Origin of the sequence: Streptomyces sp. NPDC088785 (assembly GCF_044750685.1) — a bacterium.
In the GTDB taxonomy this organism is placed as follows: domain Bacteria; phylum Actinomycetota; class Actinomycetes; order Streptomycetales; family Streptomycetaceae; genus Streptomyces.
In genome coordinates this window covers 514,615-535,643 of record NZ_JBIVKH010000003.1, presented here as the reverse complement: position 1 = coordinate 535,643, position 21,029 = coordinate 514,615, and the positions used below count along the sequence as shown (strand labels likewise).

At 73.2% G+C, this 21,029-nt stretch carries 18 protein-coding genes and 1 pseudogene; 8 read left to right on the top strand and 11 right to left on the bottom strand.

Annotated elements, in window-relative coordinates; translation table 11 throughout:
- Nucleotides 1–10: 10 nt before the first annotated feature.
- The 7 genes from ACIP5K_RS13065 to ACIP5K_RS13035 all read right to left on the bottom strand — a co-directional run bounded on the left by ACIP5K_RS13065 (nucleotide 11) and on the right by ACIP5K_RS13035 (nucleotide 6,431).
- Nucleotides 11–1,129: a hypothetical protein gene (locus ACIP5K_RS13065; RefSeq protein ID WP_401408520.1), complete on the bottom strand. Its 1,119-nt coding sequence runs from the start codon at nucleotides 1,127–1,129 to the stop codon at nucleotides 11–13.
- Nucleotides 1,126–1,800, bottom strand: a complete 675-nt coding sequence (locus tag ACIP5K_RS13060; RefSeq protein WP_401408518.1) for a SigE family RNA polymerase sigma factor — start codon at nucleotides 1,798–1,800, stop codon at nucleotides 1,126–1,128. The genes ACIP5K_RS13065 and ACIP5K_RS13060 overlap by 4 nt, the downstream gene beginning before the upstream one ends.
- Before the next feature lie 368 nt (nucleotides 1,801–2,168).
- Complete coding sequence (locus tag ACIP5K_RS13055; RefSeq protein WP_401408516.1) at nucleotides 2,169–3,248, bottom strand: aspartate-semialdehyde dehydrogenase; 1,080 nt, start codon at nucleotides 3,246–3,248, stop codon at nucleotides 2,169–2,171.
- The gene (locus ACIP5K_RS13050; RefSeq protein ID WP_401408514.1) at nucleotides 3,248–4,531 is read right to left on the bottom strand and encodes an aspartate kinase; all 1,284 of its coding nucleotides are present in this window, start codon (nucleotides 4,529–4,531) and stop codon (nucleotides 3,248–3,250) included. Before ACIP5K_RS13050 ends, ACIP5K_RS13055 begins: the two co-directional genes overlap by 1 nt.
- A 234-nt stretch (nucleotides 4,532–4,765) precedes the next feature.
- Nucleotides 4,766–5,431, bottom strand: a complete 666-nt coding sequence (locus ACIP5K_RS13045) for a DUF5063 domain-containing protein (RefSeq protein WP_401408512.1) — start codon at nucleotides 5,429–5,431, stop codon at nucleotides 4,766–4,768.
- Nucleotides 5,424–6,023 (bottom strand): recombination mediator RecR, encoded by a 600-nt coding sequence (gene recR / locus ACIP5K_RS13040; RefSeq protein WP_116511760.1) that lies wholly within the window; start codon nucleotides 6,021–6,023, stop codon nucleotides 5,424–5,426. Before recR ends, ACIP5K_RS13045 begins: the two co-directional genes overlap by 8 nt.
- Nucleotides 6,024–6,080: 57 nt before the next feature.
- Nucleotides 6,081–6,431, bottom strand: coding sequence for a YbaB/EbfC family nucleoid-associated protein (locus ACIP5K_RS13035; RefSeq protein ID WP_401408509.1), 351 nt, complete (start codon nucleotides 6,429–6,431; stop codon nucleotides 6,081–6,083).
- Between the two features lie 241 nt (nucleotides 6,432–6,672).
- Between ACIP5K_RS13035 and ACIP5K_RS13030 the strand changes: the two genes are divergently transcribed.
- The 3 genes from ACIP5K_RS13030 (at nucleotide 6,673) to ACIP5K_RS13020 (ending at nucleotide 9,053) form a co-directional block, all read left to right on the top strand.
- Entirely contained in the window at nucleotides 6,673–7,392 is a 720-nt protein-coding gene (locus tag ACIP5K_RS13030) for an SLATT domain-containing protein (RefSeq protein ID WP_401408507.1), read from the top strand.
- 198 nt (nucleotides 7,393–7,590) lie between these two features.
- The gene (locus ACIP5K_RS13025; RefSeq protein WP_401408505.1) at nucleotides 7,591–8,286 is read left to right on the top strand and encodes a GntR family transcriptional regulator; all 696 of its coding nucleotides are present in this window, start codon (nucleotides 7,591–7,593) and stop codon (nucleotides 8,284–8,286) included.
- Nucleotides 8,287–8,402: 116 nt separating this feature from the next.
- Nucleotides 8,403–9,053 (top strand): hypothetical protein, encoded by a 651-nt coding sequence (locus ACIP5K_RS13020; RefSeq protein ID WP_401408503.1) that lies wholly within the window; start codon nucleotides 8,403–8,405, stop codon nucleotides 9,051–9,053.
- Nucleotides 9,054–9,119: 66 nt separating this feature from the next.
- Here ACIP5K_RS13020 and ACIP5K_RS13015 read toward each other — a convergent pair whose 3' ends face one another.
- Nucleotides 9,120–10,475 (bottom strand): aspartate aminotransferase family protein, encoded by a 1,356-nt coding sequence (locus tag ACIP5K_RS13015; RefSeq protein WP_401408501.1) that lies wholly within the window; start codon nucleotides 10,473–10,475, stop codon nucleotides 9,120–9,122.
- 254 nt (nucleotides 10,476–10,729) lie between these two features.
- Here ACIP5K_RS13015 and ACIP5K_RS13010 point away from each other — a divergent pair, with 254 nt between their 5' ends.
- Nucleotides 10,730–12,568 carry a serine/threonine-protein kinase gene (locus ACIP5K_RS13010; RefSeq protein WP_401408999.1) on the top strand — a complete coding sequence of 613 codons (1,839 nt, stop codon included), beginning with the start codon at nucleotides 10,730–10,732 and terminating at the stop codon, nucleotides 12,566–12,568.
- Between the two features lie 93 nt (nucleotides 12,569–12,661).
- On the opposite strand, the gene ACIP5K_RS13005 is transcribed toward ACIP5K_RS13010, so the two are convergent.
- Nucleotides 12,662–13,945, bottom strand: coding sequence for an adenylosuccinate synthase (locus ACIP5K_RS13005; RefSeq protein WP_401408499.1), 1,284 nt, complete (start codon nucleotides 13,943–13,945; stop codon nucleotides 12,662–12,664).
- A gap of 181 nt (nucleotides 13,946–14,126) precedes the next feature.
- Between ACIP5K_RS13005 and ACIP5K_RS13000 the strand changes: the two genes are divergently transcribed.
- A complete protein-coding gene (locus ACIP5K_RS13000) occupies nucleotides 14,127–14,966 on the top strand; it encodes a diacylglycerol kinase (RefSeq protein WP_401408497.1) in 840 nt (279 codons plus the stop codon).
- Nucleotides 14,967–15,717: 751 nt separating this feature from the next.
- Here ACIP5K_RS13000 and ACIP5K_RS12995 read toward each other — a convergent pair.
- Complete coding sequence (locus tag ACIP5K_RS12995; RefSeq protein WP_401408997.1) at nucleotides 15,718–16,137, bottom strand: MarR family winged helix-turn-helix transcriptional regulator; 420 nt, start codon at nucleotides 16,135–16,137, stop codon at nucleotides 15,718–15,720.
- Nucleotides 16,138–16,353: 216 nt separating this feature from the next.
- Between ACIP5K_RS12995 and ACIP5K_RS12990 the strand changes: the two genes are divergently transcribed.
- Complete coding sequence (locus ACIP5K_RS12990; RefSeq protein WP_401408495.1) at nucleotides 16,354–17,811, top strand: MFS transporter; 1,458 nt, start codon at nucleotides 16,354–16,356, stop codon at nucleotides 17,809–17,811.
- A 45-nt stretch (nucleotides 17,812–17,856) separates the two neighbouring features.
- On the opposite strand, the gene ACIP5K_RS12985 is transcribed toward ACIP5K_RS12990, so the two are convergent.
- Complete coding sequence (locus ACIP5K_RS12985) at nucleotides 17,857–18,366, bottom strand: GbsR/MarR family transcriptional regulator (RefSeq protein WP_401408493.1); 510 nt, start codon at nucleotides 18,364–18,366, stop codon at nucleotides 17,857–17,859.
- Nucleotides 18,367–18,469: 103 nt separating this feature from the next.
- Between ACIP5K_RS12985 and ACIP5K_RS12980 the strand changes: the two are divergent.
- Nucleotides 18,470–19,363: pseudogene (locus ACIP5K_RS12980) on the top strand (ATP-binding cassette domain-containing protein).
- A complete protein-coding gene (locus ACIP5K_RS12975) occupies nucleotides 19,360–20,967 on the top strand; it encodes an ABC transporter permease (protein WP_401408491.1) in 1,608 nt (535 codons plus the stop codon). Before ACIP5K_RS12980 ends, ACIP5K_RS12975 begins: the two are co-directional and overlap by 4 nt.
- Nucleotides 20,968–21,029 lie beyond the last annotated feature (62 nt).

Below are 21,029 nucleotides of genomic sequence, written 5' to 3'. Positions count from 1 at the left end.
CGGGGACGGGTCAGGACGCGGGCAGCAGCCCCGTCTTGTACACCGTCCCGGAGCAGGCGTCCGGGATCGTCGTGGCGGCCGTGGGCGCGCCGGGCTCCGGGGTGTGCGACACGACCACGCTGCCGGCGTCCCCGTCCGATCCCAGCTGCGGGGCGAGCTGCGCGGAGTCGGAGCCGTCGCCCGTGGTGGGCGTCGTGTCCTGGCTCGTCGACGGTGACGGGGACGCCTCCCCGCCCCCGGTGCCGCCGGTCGCCCCGCCGTCGCCGCCGGTCGAGCACGGCGCGGACGGCACCCAGGCGAACCGCACCTCGTACGCCTTGCCGGGCTCCAGGACCAGCTGGGCCGGCTGGGACGCCGGGTCGGGCAGTCCGCTCGCGCGGTCGCCCGAGGTGTGGTCGACGACGGTCACCGCGGACGGGTTGGCCGCGCCCTGCGCGAGGGTGACGATGCTGCCGGGGCTGTCGACCGTGCAGTTCGCGGCCGAGGTGTTGGTGACCCGGAAGGAGCCGTAGACCGCGCCGCCGGCGTCGGGCTGGCCGACCGTCGCCACCGGGGTGCCCAGCTCGGCGGCGTCACAGGCCGGGGAGGACGCGGCGGCGGTCGACGCGGGGTCGGTGCCCGCGGTGGCGGCGCCGCCCGCGCTCCTGCCCCCGTCGCCCTTCGTGTCCTTCTTCCCGTCCTTGCCGTGCTTCTCGGACGCCCGGGGCGAGCCGCCCGGGTCCTTGTCGCCGGGCCCCCGGGACGTGCCCTTGTGCGTGGCCGTGCTGTTGCCCGCGATGGAGGGGTGGTCGCCGGCCGAGCGCGCGTGCGTCACGTGCAGCACCGCGGGGACCGCCATGGCGACGAAGACGCCCGCGGCGACCGCGCCGACCGCGGCCTGCCGCTTGCGGGCCCGCCGGGCGGGAACCGCGCGGCGCAGCTTCTCCAGCGCGGCCTCCGACGGCTCGATCTCCTCGACGACCTGCCGCATCATGCGCCGCAGCGCCAGCTCGTCGTCGGCCTCCGCGTCGGCCGGACGACGGGGTGCGTCGTTCACAGTCGGGTTCCCAGCGTGTCGGTCGTGCGTGTGGTGCTCGTCGCGCTCGTCGCGCTCGTCCGAGGGGTCCTCGGGGCGTTCCGGGGCGCTCATACCGGCGCCTCCATGGCGATGCGCAGGGCGGCGATGCCGCGCGAGCCGTAGGCCTTCACCGAACCGAGGGATATCCCGAGCGCCGTGGCGACCTGCGCCTCGGTCATGTCCGCGAAGTAGCGCAGGACGAGGACCTCGCGCTGGCGCCGCTGGAGCCCCTTGAGCGCCTTCTTCAGGGCGTCGCGCTCCAGGAGGTCGTACGCGCCCTCCTCCGCGCTCGCCATGTCGGGCATCGGCTTGGTGAGCAGCTTCAGGCCGAGGATGCGCCGGCGCAGCGTGGACCGCGACAGGTTCACCACCGTCTGGCGCAGGTACGCGAGCGTCTTCTCGGGGTCGCGGACGCGCTTGCGCGCCGAGTGGACCCGGATGAACGCCTCCTGCACGACGTCCTCGCAGGAGGCGGTGTCGTCGAGGAGCAGCGCCGCGAGGCCGAGCAGGGAGCGGTAGTGGGCGCGGTACGTCTCGGTGAGGTGATCGACTGTGGTGCCGGCCGCCATCGTGTCGTCAGCGCCCTGCACGTGCGTCGGAATGCGCGCGGGCATGGGGGCGATCACCGGCATGCCGCCGGGCGCCCGCCCGCGCGCACGACGAACGCCGAGGGGTGCGAGGGGCGGACGGAGCACCGCCGCGCCTCTCGCTTGTACCGCTGTGAAGTCGAGAACCTCTGCCACGCCTGTTGGACACGCTTACCCCCCTCAGGGTTGTACGCGTCAGGCGCCCCCTTTGCGACACACCTCGACACCGTCACCGGTGGCGCCGCGCTCCAAGCCGACATGCGTACCTGCTCTTCCCCTATGCCCCTATTGCGCCCTGCGGGACAACACCTCGGAGGGCGCTCGCTAAAGACGCCCCCCACTCCGCGTGCGGTTGCGGGGCGGGGCGGAAATCTTCGAACGTTCGACGGCCCGTCAGCGGGTGGTCCAGACCATAGCCAGACACAGAACCTACACAGATCTTATGAACGGATCCGCATATGGGAAGGGGCGGCCCGCAGACCGGACGCCGGCTGGGCCGCCATATCCCGACATAGGGGCGGGGATCAGCCCACGCGGATTTCGGCGGCCACCAACTCGGCGATCTGCGCGGTGTTCAGCGCGGCTCCCTTGCGCAGGTTGTCCCCGCACACGAACAGTTCGAGTCCGGTCGGGTCGTCGAGCGAACGGCGCACCCGGCCGACCCAGGTCGGGTCGGTGCCCACCACGTCGGCGGGGGTGGGGAACTCCCCCGCGGCCGGGTTGTCGAACAGCACGACGCCGGGCGCCGTGGCGATGATCTCCCGCGCCTTGTCGACGGTGACCTCCCGCTGGAAGCGGGCGTGGACGGTCAGGGAGTGCGTCGTGACGACCGGCACCCGCACGCACGTGACGGCGACGGGCAGGTGCGGCAGCCCGAGGATCTTGCGGGTCTCGTTGCGCACCTTCATCTCCTCGGAGGAGTAGCCGTCCTCCGCGAGCGAGCCGGCCCACGGGACGACGTTCAGCGCGACCGGCTCCGGGAAGGGCCCGGTGGCGTCGCCGACGGCCCGCCGTACGTCGCCGGGGCTGGTCCCCAGCTCCGTACCGGCGACGAGCGACAGCTGGGCGCGCAGCGTCTCGACGCCGGAGCGGCCCGCCCCGCTCACCGCCTGGTACGAGGAGACGACCAGCTCGCGCAGGCCGAACTCGGCGTGCAGCGCGCCGACGGCCACGATCATCGACAGCGTCGTGCAGTTCGGGTTGGCGACGATGCCGCGCGGCCGCACGCGCGCGGCGTGCGGATTGACCTCGGGGACGACGAGCGGCACGTCGGCGTCCATCCGGAAGGCGGCCGAGTTGTCGACGACGACCGCGCCCTTGGCGGCGGCGACCGGCGCCCACCGGGCGGCCACGTCGTCGGGCACGTCGAACATGGCGACGTCGACCCCGTCGAAGACCGCCTCCTCCAGGGCGACGACCTCGACCTCCACGCCGCGCACGGAGAGCTTGCGCCCGGCCGAGCGCGGCGAGGCGACCAGCCGGATCTCCCCCCAGATGTCCGCGTGCTGCGACAGGATCTGGAGCAGAACGGCGCCGACGCTCCCGGTCGCACCCACGACCGCGAGCGTCGGACGCCGTACGGCGTTCCCGGCGTTCTCCGCCATCAGCGGCCGGTGCCTCCGTAGACCACGGCCTCGTCGGAGTCCGAGTCGAGCCCGAAGGCGGAGTGCACGGCGCGCACGGCCTCGTTCACGTCGTCGGCCCGCGTGACGACCGAGATGCGGATCTCGGAGGTGGAGATCAGCTCGATGTTGACGCCCGCGTCGGTCAGCGCCTCGAAGAAGCCGGCCGTGACACCCGGGTTGGTCTTCATACCGGCGCCGACCAGGGAGATCTTGGCGATCTGGTCGTCGTAGCGCAGCGAGTCGAAGCCGACGTTGGCCCGCTGCTTCTCCAGGGCGTCGATGGCCTTGCGGCCCTCGGTCTTGGGCAGCGTGAAGGAGATGTCCGTCAGACCGGTCGACGCCGCCGACACGTTCTGCACGATCATGTCGAGGTTGATCTCGGCGTCCGCGACGGCCCGGAAGATCTTCGCGGCCTCGCCCGGCTTGTCCGGAACGCCGACGACGGTGACCTTCGCCTCGGAGGTGTCGTGCGCGACACCGGAGATGATCGCCTGCTCCACGGCCTCTGCCCCTTGCTTCTTCACGAGCGGTTCGTTGCTGACCCACGTGCCCTGGAGCCCGCTGAAGCTGGACCGCACGTGGATCGGGATGTTGTACCGGCGGGCGTACTCCACGCAGCGGTGGAGCAGCACCTTCGAACCGGAGCTGGCGAGCTCCAGCATGTCCTCGAAGGAGATCCAGTCGATCTTCCGCGCCTTCTTCACGACGCGCGGGTCGGCGGTGAACACGCCGTCGACGTCCGTGTAGATCTCGCAGACCTCCGCGTCGAGCGCGGCGGCCAGGGCGACCGCGGTCGTGTCGGAGCCACCGCGGCCCAGCGTGGTGATGTCCTTCTTGTCCTGCGAGACACCCTGGAACCCGGCGACGATGGCGATGTTGCCGTCGTCCAGGGACTCCTTGATGCGCCCCGGCGTGACGTCGATGATCCGGGCCTTGTTGTGGACCGAGTCGGTGATGACACCGGCCTGGCTGCCCGTGAACGACTGGGCCTCGTGGCCCAGGTTTTTGATCGCCATGGCCAGCAGGGCCATGGAGATCCGCTCCCCGGCGGTCAGCAGCATGTCGAACTCCCGCCCGGCAGGGATCGGCGATACCTGCTCGGCGAGATCGATCAACTCATCCGTCGTGTCGCCCATCGCGGACACCACGACAACCACCTGGTTGCCGTTCTTCTTGGCGTCCACGATGCGCTTGGCGACCCGCTTGATGCCCTCGGCATCTGCAACGGAGGAGCCTCCGTACTTCTGCACGACAAGGCCCACGTGCGCTCCTCGCTCAGTCCGTCTGTCACCGCGCATGCGCGTGCATGGCGGTCGGCTCAGTTTAACGAGCGGCCGAATTCCGCCCCGGCTATATCGCATCGTGAGATGTCCCGCCCACGAAGTGATCACCGGGCCATCAGCCCGTCGGGCGTCCGGCCGCTCCGGACAAGCGCATGCCCAGCCCCTCCGGGGATCAACCGGAATCGTGGGGCGGGTCACATCGGTACGGGCGTCCTACTTGACCGTGCGCAGGCCCAGCGGGGCCCCGATCTCCTCGGCCATGACCCGGCCCGCCTCCTCCTCCAGGGCGTCCTCGGCGCCGGCGAGGTCCTCGTCGGTGTCCAGGCCGTCGAGCTCGGGCAGCGGCTGGTTCAGCCGGACGTGCGCCACCAGGGACTGGAGGGCGCGCAGGGTGGCGGAGGCGGTCGAGCCCCAGTTGGAGAAGTACGAGAACTGCCACCACCACAGGGCTTCGGTGACCCGGCCCGCGCGGTAGTGGGCCATGCCGTGCCGCAGGTCGGTGACGACGTCGGCGAGGTCGTCGGAGATCCGGGCCGCGACGGGCGCCTTGCGGGGCTCGTAGGGGTCGAAGACCTCGGAGTAGACGTCGATCGGGTCGAGCATCCGGGCCAGCCGCTCGCGCAGCTCGTCGACGTCGGCCTCGGGGCCGAGGTCGGGCTCGTAGCGCTCGTCCGGGAGGATGTCCTCGTGCGCGCCGAGCCGGCCGCCCGCCAGCATCAGCTGGGAGACCTCCAGGAGGAGGAACGGCACGGCGGAGTCCGGCTCGTCGCCCTTGGCGATCTCGGTGACCGCGACGATGAACGACGCGATCTGGTCGGAGATCTGGACCGCGAAGTCGTTCGGGTCCTGGCTGGTGGCGTGCAGGCTGGCATCAGACATCTAGGAGTCGTCTCCCCTCGAAAGCCCGGCCGAGGGTGACCTCGTCCGCGTACTCCAGGTCGCCCCCGACGGGGAGGCCGCTGGCCAGGCGGGTGACCTTCAGGCCCATGGGCTTGATCATGCGGGCGAGGTACGTCGCCGTGGCCTCGCCCTCCAGGTTCGGGTCGGTCGCCAGGATCAGCTCGGTGACCGTGCCGTCCGCCAGGCGGGCGAGCAGCTCCCTTATCCGCAGATCGTCCGGGCCGACGCCCTCGATGGGGCTGATCGCCCCGCCCAGGACGTGGTACTTCCCGCGGAACTCACGGGTGCGCTCGATCGCGACGACGTCCTTGGGCTCCTCGACCACGCAGATGACCGTGAGGTCGCGGCGCGGGTCGCGGCAGATGTTGCACAGCTCTTCCTGCGCCACGTTCCCGCAGGTGGCGCAGAAGCGGACCTTCGCCTTGACCTCCATCAGGGCCTGCGCGAGGCGCCGCACGTCCGTCGGCTCCGCCTGGAGGATGTGGAAGGCGATCCGCTGCGCGCTCTTGGGACCGACGCCGGGCAGCCTGCCCAACTCGTCGATGAGGTCCTGGACCACGCCTTCGTACACGGATCAGTCGCCTTCCGGTGGGGTGTCGCTCGATACGTACGGTAGTCGGCCCCCGGGCTAGAAGGGGAGGCCCGGGATACCGCTGCCGCTGCCGCCGCCGAGGCCCTGGGCCAGCGGGCCGAGCTTCTGCTGCTGGAGCGTCTGCGCGTTCTCGTTGGCCGCCGCGACCGCCGCGACGACCAGGTCGGCGAGGGTCTCGGTGTCCTCGGGGTCGACCGCCTTCGGGTCGATCGTCAAGGCCCGCAGCTCGCCCGAGCCCGTCACCGTCGCCTTGACGAGGCCGCCGCCCGCCTGGCCCTCGACCTCGGTCCGGCCCAGCTCCTCCTGGGCATTGGCGAGGTCCTGCTGCATCTTCTGGGCCTGCTGAAGCAGCTGCTGCATGTTGGGCTGGCCACCACCGGGGATCACGATCAGCTCCTGGGGTCCGGGTGCGTGCGGTCTGAGTAGTACCGAGCCTACGTGGTCCCGGGGGCCACCGCCCTGGCACCTTGGACAGCACTCTTTCGAGTGAGAGCGCCGACGGCCCTATACCTGATCAAGGCCCACGTCTAGGGGTAAAACCCGCGAAAACGGGACCTTGGCCACCCATTGGGCGGTAGGAAGATGCTGCACATCGAGCCCCAGCCGTGACCAGTCGAGGGAGTGCCGGGTGAGTCAGCCGGAGATGCAGCCCGAAGGACCGCCCCAGGAGGGTGCCGGCGACCTCACCGGGCGGTCGTTCCCGCTCGGCGACTGGGGCGAGCCCGCCGAGCGGCTCGACGAGCTGTACCGGTGGGTCGAGCGGGGCGCCCTGCTGACCGCGGACCGCTATCTCGCCGACCGGGCCTGGAAGCGGCGGGGGGCGCGGGCGCTGCGGGCGGGCGCGGTCCTCGGGGCCGTGTGCGCGGGGGCGCTGCCGCTGCTCGCCCTGACGCAGGCCGTCTCGGGGACGGTGCCGTGGGGGTACGTGGCCCTGCTGCTCGCCGTGGCGTGCGTCGGGGGCGACCGGTACTTCGGGCTGACCTCGGGCTGGATAAGGGATGTCGCCACGGCACAGGCGGTGCAGCGGCGACTGCTGGTGCTCCAGTTCGACTGGGCGTCGGAGAGCGTGCGCGAGGTGCTCGGGCCGGCCGAGGGGACGGCGAGCGAGGCCGCCGAGCGGTGTCTGGGGGTGCTGCGGCGGTTCTGCGAGGACGTGACGGAGCTGGTGCGGGCCGAGACGGCGGACTGGATGGTGGAGTTCCGCTCCGGCCCGGCCCCGCTGGTCATGCAGTCCTCGATCCCCGCCGCCGCCCCCCGCTCCCCGGACACCAACGGCTTCCCCCGCTTCCCCCTCCCCCCGGGCACCCGCCCCAACATGCCCCGCCAACGCCCCCCAGAACCAAGATGAGCCGCCACACCGACCTATGCGGCCCCGCCAGGGGCGCGAGGAACTGCGCGACCAGCCCCCACCAACCCGCACCCGAAAACCCACCCAGGACCGAGGGGCCCCGCACGAGAGGCCCCCACCGCCCCGCACCCGTGGAAAACCACCCCCGCGGCTAGGCTGACCCGAGCACATAGCCCAGCTGCCCCCCGGAGGGGACCCGTGTCGCCCGCATCCGACGGCCCCACCGTCACCCGCTCCACCCTGCGCCAGCAGATAGCGGACGCCCTGCGCGACGAGATCCTGAGCGGCCGCCTCACCCCGGGCCAGGAATTCACGGTCAAGGAGATCGCGGACGGCTATGGCGTCTCGGCCACCCCGGTCCGCGAGGCCCTGGTCGACCTCACGGCCCAGGGCCTCCTGGACTCCGCCCAGCACCGCGGCTTCCGCGTCCACGAGTACTCCCTCGCCGACCACCGCGCCATGATCGAGGCCCGCAGCCTGGTCGCCGACGGCATCTTCCGCGGGCTCGCCGACGGCGCCCCCACCGACCCGGCCGCCCACGAGTCCCTGGCCGGTGTGCGCCGCCGCGGCGAGGAGGCGGCCCGCGCCGCGAGCGCCGGCGACCTGAACGTGCTGATCGGCTACGACCTGCGGTTCTGGCGGGAGCTGTCGGCGCTCTTCGGCAATCAGTACCTGTCCGACTTCTTCCACCGGCTGCGCGTGCAGTCCTGGATGTACACGGTGCCGCACCTGCGCCGCGCCGGGGAGCTGCGGGGCCGCCTGTGGGCCGGGCACTGCGACCTGGTCGACGCCCTCTCCGCCCGGGACCCCGGGGCCGCGCACGCGATCATCGCCGCGTACAACGCGGACTCGCTGGCGCTGATCGAGCGGATCACCGCCGGGCCCACCCCCTGAAGCGCGGTCCGGCGGGGTACGGCGGTTGCAGCGGGAACCTGCAAGACAGGTCTGCCCCGGCCCGCCGCGCACTACCCTGGCGCTGACGCCAGGACGTTCGACTCTAAGGAGCCCCCTTGGCCTGTGACCTGTGGCTCGTCCCCCTCGTCGACGTGCTGTGCCACAGCCCCGACAATCCCTTCGCCGAAGAACTCGCGCTCTACGACAAGGCGTTGCACGAGGCAGGACTGCCGCCGGTGCCGGTCTACGCGTACATGCCGGGGCTCTCGGGCGACGTGGCCCCGGTGGCGGGTTTCGACTACGACGCGCTGCACTTCCTGCGCCGCGCGTACCTGCTCCAGCTGTGCGGGCTCGCGGTGACCCCGGTCGACGAGCTGGGCGGCGACTACGAGCAGTTGCTGGAGATGTTCGAGCCGACGGCGCAGGGTTCGCACCTGGTGTGGCACTACGACCACGCGGGCGCGTACGTGCCCGTGGACTTCCCGACGCCGCTGTCCAACGACGAGCTGCTGGCCGGCGGCGGCCCGCTGGGCTCCTCGCACGCGCTGCTGCGCGAACTGGAGTACGTGGCGCCGGCCATCGGCATCGACCCGGCGAACCCGCCGACGGCGCCCGCGCCGCCCCCCGGCCCCACCGCGCTGGAGGAGCCCGCGGCGGCGGTGCCGCTCGACGACAGCCCGTTCGCGCGGGAGCGCCATGTGTGGCTCGGGCTGCACCAGGCGGCGACCCGGAGCCTCGCCCAGGGCTCGATGATCATTTTCAGCTGAGCGGGCCGGGCCGGCCGGGCGGCGGGGCGAGCGCGCTCGTGGCGCCCGCCCCGCGCCCGGCGCGGCCTACGCCACGTGCTCGTCCGCGACGGACAGCGCCGCGTCCAGGGCGGCGAGCCCCTCCTTGACCTCGGCCTCGGAGACGTTCAGCGGCGGCACGACGTGCGTGCGGTTCATGTTGACGAAGGGCCACAGGCCGTTCTTCTTGGCGGCGGCGCCGAACGCCGCCATCGGCGCGTTCGCCTCGCCCGCCGCGTTGTACGGCACCAGCGGCTCGTGCGTGGCCCGGTCCCGGACGAGTTCGAGCGCCCAGAACATGCCGACGCCGCGCACCTCGCCCACCGACGGGTGGCGCTCGGCGAGCGCGCGCAGCGCGGGCCCGACGACCTCGGCGCCCAGCCGGGCGGCGTGGTCGATGATGCCCTCCTCCTCCATCACGTTGATGGTGGCGACGGCGGCGGCGCAGGCCAGCGGGTGCCCGGAGTAGGTCAGGCCGCCCGGGTAGGGGCGCTTGGCGAAGGTCTCGGCGACGGCCCCCGAGATGGCGACGCCGCCCAGCGGCACGTAGCCCGAGTTCACGCCCTTGGCGAAGGTCATCAGGTCCGGCACGACGTCGTACAGGTCGGCGGCGAACCACTTGCCGGTGCGGCCGAAGCCCGCCATGACCTCGTCGAGGACGAAGACGATGCCGTACTTGTCGCACAGCTCGCGCACGCCCGCGAGGTAGCCCTCGGGCGGCAGCATGATGCCGGCCGTGCCCGGGACGGTCTCCAGGATGATCGCGGCGACGGTCGCCGGACCCTCGAACCGGATGGTCGTCTCCAGGTGCTCCAGAGCGCGGGCGCACTCCTGCTCCTCGGTCTCGGCGTAGAAGCGCGAGCGGTACAGGAACGGCGCCCAGAAGTGGACGACGCCCGCGGTGGCGCTGTCGTTGGCCCAGCGGCGCGGGTCGCCCGTCACGTTGATCGCCTGCTGGGTGCCGCCGTGGTACGAGCGGTAGGCGGCGAGCACCTTCGGACGGCCGGTGTGCAGCCGGGCCATCCGCAGGGCGTGCTCGACGGCGTCGGCGCCGCCGTTGGTGAAGAAGATCTTGTCGAGGTCGCCGGGGGTGCGCTCGGCGATGAGGCGTGCGGCCTCGGAGCGCGACTCGATGGCGAAGGCGGGCGCGAAGGTCGTCATCGTCGCCGCCTGCTCCTGGATCGCGGCGACGACCTTCGGGTGCTGGTACCCGATGTTCGTGTAGACGAGCCCGGAGGTGAAGTCGAGGTAGCGGTTGCCGTCGTAGTCCCAGAAGTACGAGCCTTCGGCACCGGCGACGGCGAGCGGATCGATGAGCTCCTGTGCGGACCAGGAGTGGAACACGTGGTTGCGGTCCGCGGCCTTGACGGCTGCGCCGACCTGGGGATTCGGCTGAGGGGTCATGGGGCCGAGGGTAAGGGGGCGCCGGTCCCGGGTGCCATCGGCGTCCTGTCTGCGGGACGCCGGGGAACACGACAGTCTGTCGCCCGGCGGCGCCGGGTCCGCCGGCTCCCGGGTCCGGGCCCGGTATTCGGGTCGCTTATCCGGACAGGTCCGTTACGGAACCGTAGAAGCCAGTACGGGTCTCTCTGTCGTAGGTCGGCACTATTCTCGGTTTGTTGCTCACGTACGGGGGAGGGTGGCGCGACATGGACGGACTGGAAGCCCTGGGGCCCGGGGATCCGCAGCGCATCGGGGCGTACCGGCTGCTCGGCCGGCTCGGCGCGGGGGGCATGGGTCAGGTGTATCTGGCGCGCTCGGAGCGCGGGCGCACCGTCGCCGTGAAGCTGGTGCGCGAGGAGCTGGCGGAGCAGGACGAGTTCCGGGACCGGTTCCGGCAGGAGGTGCAGGCGGCCCGGCAGGTGGGCGGCGCCTGGACGGCGAGCGTGCTCGACGCGGACACCGGGGCGCGGGTGCCGTGGGTGGCGACCGCCTATGTGGCGGGCCCCTCGCTCCAGCAGGTCGTCTCGCACGACCACGGCGCGCTGCCGGAGCGTTCCGTGCGGATCCTGGCGGCCGGCCTGGCGCACGCGATCAAGGACGTGCACGCGGCGGGGATCGTCCACCGCGACCTGAAGCCGTCGAACGTGCTGGTGACGATCGACGGGCCGCGCGTCATCGACTTCGGCATCGCCCGCGCGCTGGAGACGATCACCGACGGCGGTCTGACGCGGACCGGGGCGCTGGTCGGCTCGCCCGGTTTCATGGCGCCCGAGCAGGTGCGCGGCGACCGGATCACCCCGGCCTGCGACGTGTTCTGCCTGGGCTCGGTGCTGGCGTACGCGGCGACCGGCGCGCTGCCGTTCGGCACGTCCAACAGCGGCGTGCACGCCCTGATGTTCCGGATAGCCCAGGAGGAGCCGGACCTGGCGAACCTGCCGGAGGGGCTGCACGAGCTGGTCCGGGACTGTCTGCGCAAGGAGCCCGGCCGGCGCCCGACGCCCGAGGAGATCCTGGAGCGCACCGGCGCCGAGGACACGCTGGGCGACGGGGGCCGCACCGTCGATCCGTGGCTGCCCGGCGCGCTGGTGGCCCAGCTGGGGCGGCACGCGGTGCGGTTGCTCGACTCGGAGGACCCCGACGGCGGCGACGCCCCGGCGGCCGTGCCGGCGCCCGCCCCGCCGCCGCCGGGCGCGCCGGGCTCCGCCGCGCCGGTGAACCACCTGCCCACGGTGGTCGTCAACCGGCCGCCGACGCCTGCGAACCCGCCGGTCGCCGCGCCGCCGAACCCGCCCGCGTACGGCTATCCGCCGCAGGCCCCGGCGTACGGCTATCCGCAGGGCGGCTGGGGCCAGACCCCGCCGTACGGTCCCGCGCCGCTGCCCCCGCAGGAGCCGCACCGCAACCGCTCGTCGGCGGCGCTGGTCGCGGTGGCGCTGATCGTGGCGCTCGGCGCGGGCGGCTCGGTGTACGCGCTGATGAAGGGCGACGGGAACAGCGGCGGCAGGTCGCCGCAGGCCGACGGCAGCCGGTCCGCGACGTCGGACTCGGCCTCGGGATCGGGATCGGGATCGGGGGCGGGATCGGGGTCGCCGTCGCCCCTGGCCTCCACCGAGGCGCAGGAGTCGCCGACGGGGCCGCCGCGGTCGAGCGGGCCCGCCGAGTCGCCGTCGCCGCAGGCGGGCGGGGGTGCGGGCGAGATACCGGCGGGGTTCCTCGGCACGTGGTCCGGCGCGATCGACAACGCCTCGGGGCACCACCCGCGCCAGATCACCATTCAGCAGGGGGAGCGCGGCGACACCGTCATGTCGTTGACGGCGGACGGCTACGACAAGGCGGGCGCCGCCTACCACTGCGTCTTCCAGGGCGAGCTGACCTCGGCGAGCGGGTCCACCCTGCACATCGGCGGCACCGTCGCGGTGGTCGCCGAGCCGAAGGCGGACTGCGCCGCGGGCAGGCCCAGCACCATCACGGCCCTGCCCTCGGGCGAGCTGCGCCGCGACATGACCGACGCGGCGGGCAAGAAGCAGACGCTGACCTACACCAAGAGCGGCTGAGCCGCCACGGGCCGCGACAAGGCGGTGCCCCGGCCCGCCGCAGCGGACCGGGGCGCGCGGGACACCGCGCGGGTGCCCACGGGAGGAGGACGCCTAGAGGAACGAGTTGATCTCGATCGTCTCGTCGCGGCCGGGGCCGACGCCGATGGCCGAGATCGGCGCGCCGGACATCTCCTCCAGCGCCTTCACGTACGCCTGCGCGTTCTTCGGGAGGTCGCCGAAGGTCTTGGCCTTCGTGATGTCCTCCGACCAGCCGGGCAGGTACTCGTACACCGGCTTCGCGTGGTGGAAGTCGGTCTGGCTGTACGGCAGTTCCTCGACGCGCTCGCCGTCGATCTCGTAGGCGACGCAGACCGGGATCTGCTCCCAGCCGGTCAGCACGTCCAGCTTGGTGAGGAAGAAGTCGGTCAGGCCGTTCACGCGGGTCGCGTAGCGGGCGATCACCGCGTCGAACCAGCCGCAGCGCCGGTCGCGACCGGTGGTGACACCGCGCTCGCCGCCGATGCGGCGCAGGTCCTCGCCGTCCTGGTCGAACAGCTCGGTGGGGAACGGTCCGGCGCCCACGCGCGTCGTGTACGCCTTGAGGATGCCGATGACCCGGCCGATCTTCGTCGGGCCCACGCCGGTGCCGGTGCAGGCGCCGCCCGCGGTCGGGTTCGACGAGGTGACGAAGGGGTACGTGCCGTGGTCGATGTCGAGGAGCGTGCCCTGGCCGCCCTCGAAGAGCACGACCTTGTCCTCGTCCAGCGCGTTGTTGAGGATCAGGGTGGTGTCGGCGACGTAGCCCTTGATCTGCTCCGCGTAGCCGAGCAGCTCCTCGACGACCTGCTGCGCCTCGATGGCGCGGCGGTTGTACAGCTTGGTCAGGAGCTGGTTCTTGACCTCGAGGGCCGCCTCGACCTTCTGGGTGAGGATCGACTCGTCGTAGAGGTCCTGGACGCGGATGCCGACGCGGTTGATCTTGTCCGCGTAGGTCGGGCCGATGCCGCGGCCGGTGGTGCCGATCTTCCGCTTGCCGAGGAAGCGTTCCGTCACCTTGTCGACCGTGACGTTGTACGGCGTGATGATGTGCGCGTTGCCGCTGAGCAGCAGCTTGGACGTGTCGACGCCGCGCTCGTTCAGACCGCTCAGCTCGGAGAGCAGGACCGACGGGTCGACGACGACACCGTTTCCGATGACCGGTGTGCACTCCGGCGAGAGGATCCCGGAAGGGAGGAGGTGGAGCGCATACTTCTGGTCGCCGACGACGACCGTGTGACCGGCGTTGTTGCCGCCCTGGTAGCGCACCACATAGTCCACGGATCCACCGAGCAGGTCGGTGGCCTTTCCCTTGCCTTCGTCACCCCACTGAGCACCGAGCAGCACAAGTGCGGGCACAGGCGTACACCCCTTCCGGGCGGGGCATGTCCAAGGTCAGGGGCCGGCGCCGCGTCGGTGCGGCGGGCCTTCGTGAGCCTTGGGGTGCCCCGGAATAGACGAAGCCCCTGGCGCAATAGCGCAAGGGGCTCTTGCACAAAGATGCTACCCGAGGAAGCGAGGCAAGGCCGAGGTGGCGGCGTTGGACCTTCCATCTGACCGTACGGGCGAGGAGCTGTCCCGGCAGTTGCTGGTGCTCGTCGACCCGTTCGCCCGGCGCTCGGACGGGGAATCCGTGCGGATCGCCAAGGATGTGCTGTGTGCGGGCGCGACGGCCCGGGTGTGCCTGCCGGACGGCCCGGAGGATTTCGCGAAAGCGCTGGCCAGGCGGGGTGCGCGGCGGCCCGTGGTGGTCGGTGACGACCGGGCGCTGCTGCGCGCGGTGTCGCTGCTGCACCGGGAGCGGGAGCTGACCGGGGCGGTGTTGTCGATGGTGCCGGTGGGGGCCGGGGTGTCGCTCGCGCGCTCGCTCGGGGTGCCGTCGGGGGCGGTCGCCGCGGCGCGCGCCGCGCTCTTCGGGGCGGAGCGGCGGCTCGATCTGCTGGTCGACGACAGCGACGGGGTGGTGCTCGGTGATCTGCGGATCCCGCCGCTGGGTGAGGCGTCGGTCGCCGGCGGGGCGGACCGGGTGTGGCTGCGGACGTGCCGGTCGCTGGTGCGCACGCTCGGGGCGCGGCCCGCGCGGGCCGTCCCGGCGGAGGCCGGGGCGGTGGCGCGGCTTCGGGTGGAGGCCGACGGGGTGACCCTGGTGGACCTGGACCGGGTGGTGGAGGGGGTTCGGGTGGGGCCGGTGACGGGGACGGGGTTGGCGCGGGTGGAGGTGCGGTGTCCTGATGCGGCGGCGGTGAGTGTGCGGGCCCGGACGGTCACGGTGTCCGGCGAGGACTTCCGCTATCGCTCGGACTCGGTGGCGATCGGGGGGCCGGTGCGGCGGCGGACCTGGACGGTGCGGGCGGGGGCCTGGGGTCTGGCTCTGCCGTGACGGCGCCGACGCCGGACCGGCGGGCGTGACGCCGCCGTCGCGGCTCGGCGGGGTCTGGTCGCGCCTGGCCGGTCTTCCGGGTCCGCCACGGTCGCGGCTGGCCGCGCAGTTCCCCGCGCCCCTGGGCCGTCGTCTTTCGGGTGCGCCACCGTCGTGGCTGGCCGCGCAGTTCCCCGCGCCCCTAGGTCGTCTTTCGGGTGCGCCACCGTCGTGGCTGGGCGCGCAGTTCCCCGCGCCCCTAGGTCGTCGTCCGGGTGCGCCACCGTCGTGGCTGGGCGCGCAGTTCCCCGCGCCCCTGGGTGTGTTTTTCGGGTGCGCCACCGTCGTGGCTGGGCGCGCAGTTCCCCGCACCCCTGGGTGTGTCTTTCGGGTGCACCACCGTCGTGGCTGGCCGCGCAGTTCCCCGCGCCCCTAGGTCGTCGTCCGGGTGCACCACCGTCGTGGCTGGCCGCGCAGTTCCCCGCGCCCCTGAGATGCGCACTTCGTGCGCCATCTCATCGGAGAGGCGCGCCCCCCGTCCCGCCTCCCAGTGGAGGCGCGCGGAGCGCTGCCTCTGGGGGAGGCTGCGCGCAGCGCATGCCTCAGGGGCTCGGGGAACTGCGCGAGAAGCGGCCACCGGGCCGCGGACGACGAACCGCCCAGGGGCGCGGGGAACTGCGCGAGAAGCGGCCACCGGGCCGCGGACGACGGACCACCCAGGGGCGCGGGCCGGCACCACGGTGGCCCGTCTGGAAGACGGCCCCGGGGGTGGTCAGGGGCGGGGCCAGTGGCGGCCGTCCAGGTTTTCGATGGCCCGGTTCAGACGGTGCAGGGCGGACGCGAAATCGGCGACCTCGTCCTCGCTCCAGTCCGCCATGAGCCCGTCCAGCACGGCGAGATACCGCGCCCGGTCGTCATCGAGAAGCTTCCCGCCCTCCCCGGTGATCCGGAACTTGCGGGCGATCCCCCCGTCGGGGTCCGCGATGCGCTCGACGAGCCCGGCCCGCATCATGGCCGCCGTCTGCCGGTTGAGCGTGGACGCGTCGAGCCCGGTCGCCTCGCTGAGCTGCCCGATCGACATCGGCCCGACCATCTGGATCCGGGTCAGCAGGATGTAGGCGCTGCGGTCGAGGTGCCAGTCGGCGGCCCGGGCGCGCGGACCGAACAGGTAGCCGTGCCGACCGAGCAGCATGGTCTCGAACTCGACCCGGCGCGTGGTCTGGTCCTTGTCCGTGCCCTTGCCCACCGCGTCCACCTTCGCCTTTCTCGCACCTGCCCCGCCCCGCAGGTATATCACGCGCGATATGCACCATACATACGTTGTGCATCATGCATATCAGCTGTACGGTGCACAGGCCTGCGCGCGGAAGTCCGCGGCGGCGTCCACCGACAAGGAGCACCGTCAGTCATGGAAGCAAGCAAGCCCGAAGCCGAGGGCTCCGGGCGCATCGTCGCCGTCCTCGCGTTCGGCGGCATCGTGGCCTCGATCATGCAGACGCTGGTCGTGCCGCTGCTCGGCGAACTGCCCACGATCCTCGACACCTCCGCGTCGAACGCGACCTGGGTGGCCACCGTCACCCTGCTCGCCGCCGCCGTGGCCACGCCCATCATGGGCCGCCTCGGCGACCTCTACGGCAAGCGGCGGATGCTGCTGGTCTCGACCGTGCCGCTGGTCCTGGGCTCGGTCGTCGCGGCGCTCTCCACCAACCTGGCGACGATGATCACCGGCCGCGCCCTCCAGGGCCTCGGCGTCGGCCTGGTCCCGCTCGGCATCAGCCTGCTGCGCGACCTCGTACCGCCGGAGAAGCTCGGCACCTCCATCGCCCTGATGAGCGCCTCGCTCGGCATCGGCGGCGCCCTCGGCCTGCCCTTCGCCTCCGCCATCGCGGACTACGGCAGCTGGCGGGTGCTGTTCTGGGTGTCGGCCGCGCTGAGCCTGGTCATCGGCGTGCTCTACAAGGTGATCGTGCCCGACAACGAGCGGCGCCGGGAGAACATCGGCGGCTTCGACTACGCGGGCGCCGTCGGCCTCGGCCTCGGACTCGTGTCCCTGCTGCTCGCCGTGTCCAAGGGCGCCGACTGGGGCTGGGGCAGCGGGACCACGCTGGGGCTGTTCGCCGCCGCCGTCGTGATCCTCGGCGGCTGGGGCGTGTGGGAGCTGCGCACCGCCGAGCCGATGGTGGACCTGCGCACCACGGCCCGCCCGACGGTGCTGCTGACCAACGCGGCCTCGGTCGTCGTCGGCTTCGCGATGTACGCGTCGTCGCTGCTGGTGCCGCAGCTGCTCCAGCTGCCGAAGGAGACCGGTTACGGGCTCGGGCAGTCGATGATGGCGATGGGCCTGTGGATGATGCCGGGCGGTCTGATGATGATGGTCGTCGCGCCGCTGGGCGGAAAGCTCACCGGCAAGCACGGCCCGAAGCTGACGCTGCTGCTCGGCACGGTGGTCATCGCGATCGGCTACGGCGTCTCGGTGTTCCTGATGGGCGCCGCCTGGCAGTTGATGGTCGCGATGTGCGTCATCACCGCCGGTGTCGGACTCGCGTACGGCTCCATGCCCGCCCTCATCATGGGCAGCGTGCCGCAGTCGGAGACCGCGGCGGCCAACAGCTTCAACACGCTGATGCGCTCCATCGGCACCTCGGCGTCGGCGGCCGTCATCGGAGTCGTGCTGGCCCAGATGACGGTCCGGTTCGGCCCGTTCACCCTGCCGTCGGAGAACGCCTTCCGCACCGGCATGCTCCTCGGCTGCGGCGTCTCGGTGGTCGCCGCGCTGATCACGCTGACGATCCCGTACCGCAAGGCGCAGGCGGTGACCGCCGCCGAGCCGGCCCCCGCCGGCCTCGCCCCGTCCCCGCAGCCCTGACCGGCCGCGTCGATCGGTGTGCAGTCCGGGGGCAGGGCGTCCGGGCTACCCGTCCAGGCCGAGCGTCGCGCGGTGCTCCCGCCAGCGCTCCATCATCGCGGCCAGCTCGGCCTGGACGAACTCGAAGAAGGCCAGCGTCTCGGTGAGCCGCCGGCCCGCCGGGGAGTCGGCGCCGAGGGCGTCGACCCCGTCGCGCAGGGCCTCCTCCCACCGGGCGAGCACGCTGTCACGGCTGGTCAGCGCCTCGTACCACTGGTTGTCCCGCACCCGGAACAGATCCCGCCGGCTCCCCGGCTCGCGCTCCCGGGTGACCATGTGCTGCTGCGTCAGATAGCGCACCGCGCCGGAGACGGCGGCCGGGCTCACCCGCAGCCGCTCCCCCAGCTCGGCCGAGGTCAGCGCGCCCGCGTCGGACGCGAGCAGCGCCGCGAAGATCCGCGCGGGCATCCGGGCCATGCCCGCCTCGACGAGCTGGCCCGCGAAGTGCTCGACGAACCGCGACCGCGCCCGCGCCGCCCCGCCGCCCGCTTCCGCCGCGGCGCTCTCCGTGTCCATCGCTCGATCCTCTCCGCCGACCGGGCCCGTCCCGCCGCACCCCGCCGAGTTTATACGCTTCCTTAACTTCACAAATTTGTGAAACGAGCGTAATTTCAGCCGCATGACGAAGGCAATCGCGGTCACCGGCCTGCGCAAGTCGTTCGGACGGACCCCGGCCCTGGACGGGCTCGACCTGGACGTCGCCGCCGGGGAGGTGCACGGCTTCCTCGGGCCGAACGGCGCGGGCAAGTCGACCGCCCTGCGGGTGCTCCTCGGGCTGCTGCGCGCGGACTCCGGCACCGCCCGGGTCTTCGACCGCGACCCCTAGACCGACGCGGTCGAGCTGCACCGCAGGATCGCGTACGTCCCCGGTGACGTGACCCTGTGGCGCAACCTCAGCGGCGGCGAGGTCATCGACCTGTACGGGCGGCTGCGCGGCGGCATCGACACGGCGCGCAGGGCCGAGCTGATCGAGCGGTTCGAGCTGGACCCCGCCAAGAAGGGCCGCACGTACTCCAAGGGCAACCGGCAGAAGGTCGCCCTCGTCGCCGCCCTCGCCACGGCCGGCGTCGACCTGCTCGTCCTGGACGAACCGACCTCCGGCCTCGACCCGCTGATGGAGGAGGTCTTCCGGTCGTGCGTGACGGAGGCCGTCCGCGAGCGCGGCCAGACCGTGCTGCTGTCGTCCCACATCCTCGGCGAGGTCGAGGCGCTGTGCGACCGGGTCTCCCTCGTCAGGAACGGGCGGACCGTCGAGAGCGGCACCCTCGCCGGACTGCGGCACCTGACCCGGACCAGCGTCCGCGCCGAACTGGCGGGCGCGCCACCCGAACTGGCCGCGCTGCCCGGCGTCCACGACGTCGACGTCCAGGGCCACCGGGTCAGCCTCCAGGTCGACGGCGACAGGATCGACGCCGTGCTGCGCTCGCTCACCGGCGTGGGCGTCCGCTCGCTGACCAGCACCCCGCCCACCCTGGAGGAGCTGTTCCTGCGCCACTACCGGGACGCCCGGTGAGCGCCGCCGCCCCGGGCCGGACCGCCCGGCACCTGGCCGGGACCGGCGCCCTGTTGCGGCTCGCCCTGCGCCGCGACCGGATCGTGCTCCCGCTGGGGGTCGCCGCCGTCGCGCTCACCGTGATCTCCATGCCGCGCACCCTGAAGGGCCTGTACGGCACGGCGGCCGAGCGCGCCGGGGTGCTGTCGACGCTGCGCGCCGACGGCTCGCTGCGCGCCCTGTACGGCCCGGCGCTCGACGACTCGCTCGGCGGTCTCACCACCTGGCGGGTCGGCGCGTACGCGGGGCTGTTCGCGGCGGCGATGAGCCTGCTGATCGTCGTACGGCACACCCGCGACGAGGAGGAGAGCGGGCGTCAGGAGCTGGTGTCCGCCGCGGTGGTGGGCCGCCGGGCGCCGCTGGCCGCCGCGCTGCTCGCCGCGGGCGCCGCCGCCGCGGCCGTGGCCGTCCTGATCACGGCGGGCCTGGCGCTGACCGCCGGGTCGGGGTTCGCGGGCGGCCTCGCCCTGGGCCTCGCGACCGGCGGCACGGGCCTGGTGTTCGCGACGCTCGCGGCGGTCGTCGCCCAGTGCACCGGGAGCGCGCGGCTCGCCCGGGGGCTGAGCGCGGGCCTGCTGGGCGCCGCGTTCGCGCTCCGGGCGGCCGGGGACGCGGGCAGCCCGACCGGCTCGTCCGTGCTGACCTGGCTCTCCCCCGTCGGCTGGCTGGAGAACACCCGCCCCTACGCCGGGAACCGCTGGTGGGTGCTGCTGCTCTTCGCCGCCGCCGCGCTCGCCCTGGGCGCCCTCGCCCACGTCCTGGCCGGGCGGCGCGACACCGGCGCCGGGCTGTGGCCGGCCCGGCCGGGACCGGCGCACGGGCGGCTCGGCTCGGCGGCCGCGCTGGCCTGGCGGCTCCAGCGCGGCGCCGTCCTCGGCTGGTCGTCGGCGTTCCTCGCGGCGGGCGCGGTGCTCGGCGGGGTGAGCGGCGGGGCCGGGGACCTGGTCGGCGGCAGCGCCGCCACCCGCGCGATCGTCGAGCGGATGGGCGGGCGGTCCGGGCTCACCGACGCGTTCCTCGCCGGGATGTCCGGCCTGCTCGGGACGGTCGCCGCGCTCTACGTCGTGCAGGCCGTCCTGCGGATGCGCGCCGAGGAGAGCGCGCAGCGCGCCGAGCCGGTGCTGGCCGGCGCGGTGGGCCGGCTGCGCTGGGCGGCGGGCCATCTCGTCGTCGCGTTCGCTGGGGCCGTGCTGCTCATGCTGCTCGGCGGGCTCGGCCTGGCCGCCGGTCACGGGGGCGCTCCCGGCCCGCTCCTGGGGGCCTGCCTGGTCCAGGTCCCGGCCGTGTGGACGATCGGCGCGGCGGCGGTCCTCCTCCACGGCGTCGCCCCGCGCGCCGCCGTCGGCGGCGGCTGGGCGGTGGCGGGCGCGGCGCTGCTGCTCGGCTGGCTCGGCCCGGCGCTCGACCTGCCGCCCGCCCTGCTGGACCTGTCCCCGTTCGGGCACCTGCCGAAGATGCCGGGCGGGGCGATGGCCTGGGGCCCGGTCCTGGCGCTGGGCGCGCTCGCGGCGGCGCTCGTGGCGGCGGGGCTCGCCGGGCTGCGGCGGCGCGACCTGTCCGGCTGAGCCGGGCACGGGACACCGCGTCGGTCCCGGGCCCGCGCGCCGCCGCGGCCCGGCGAGCCGGC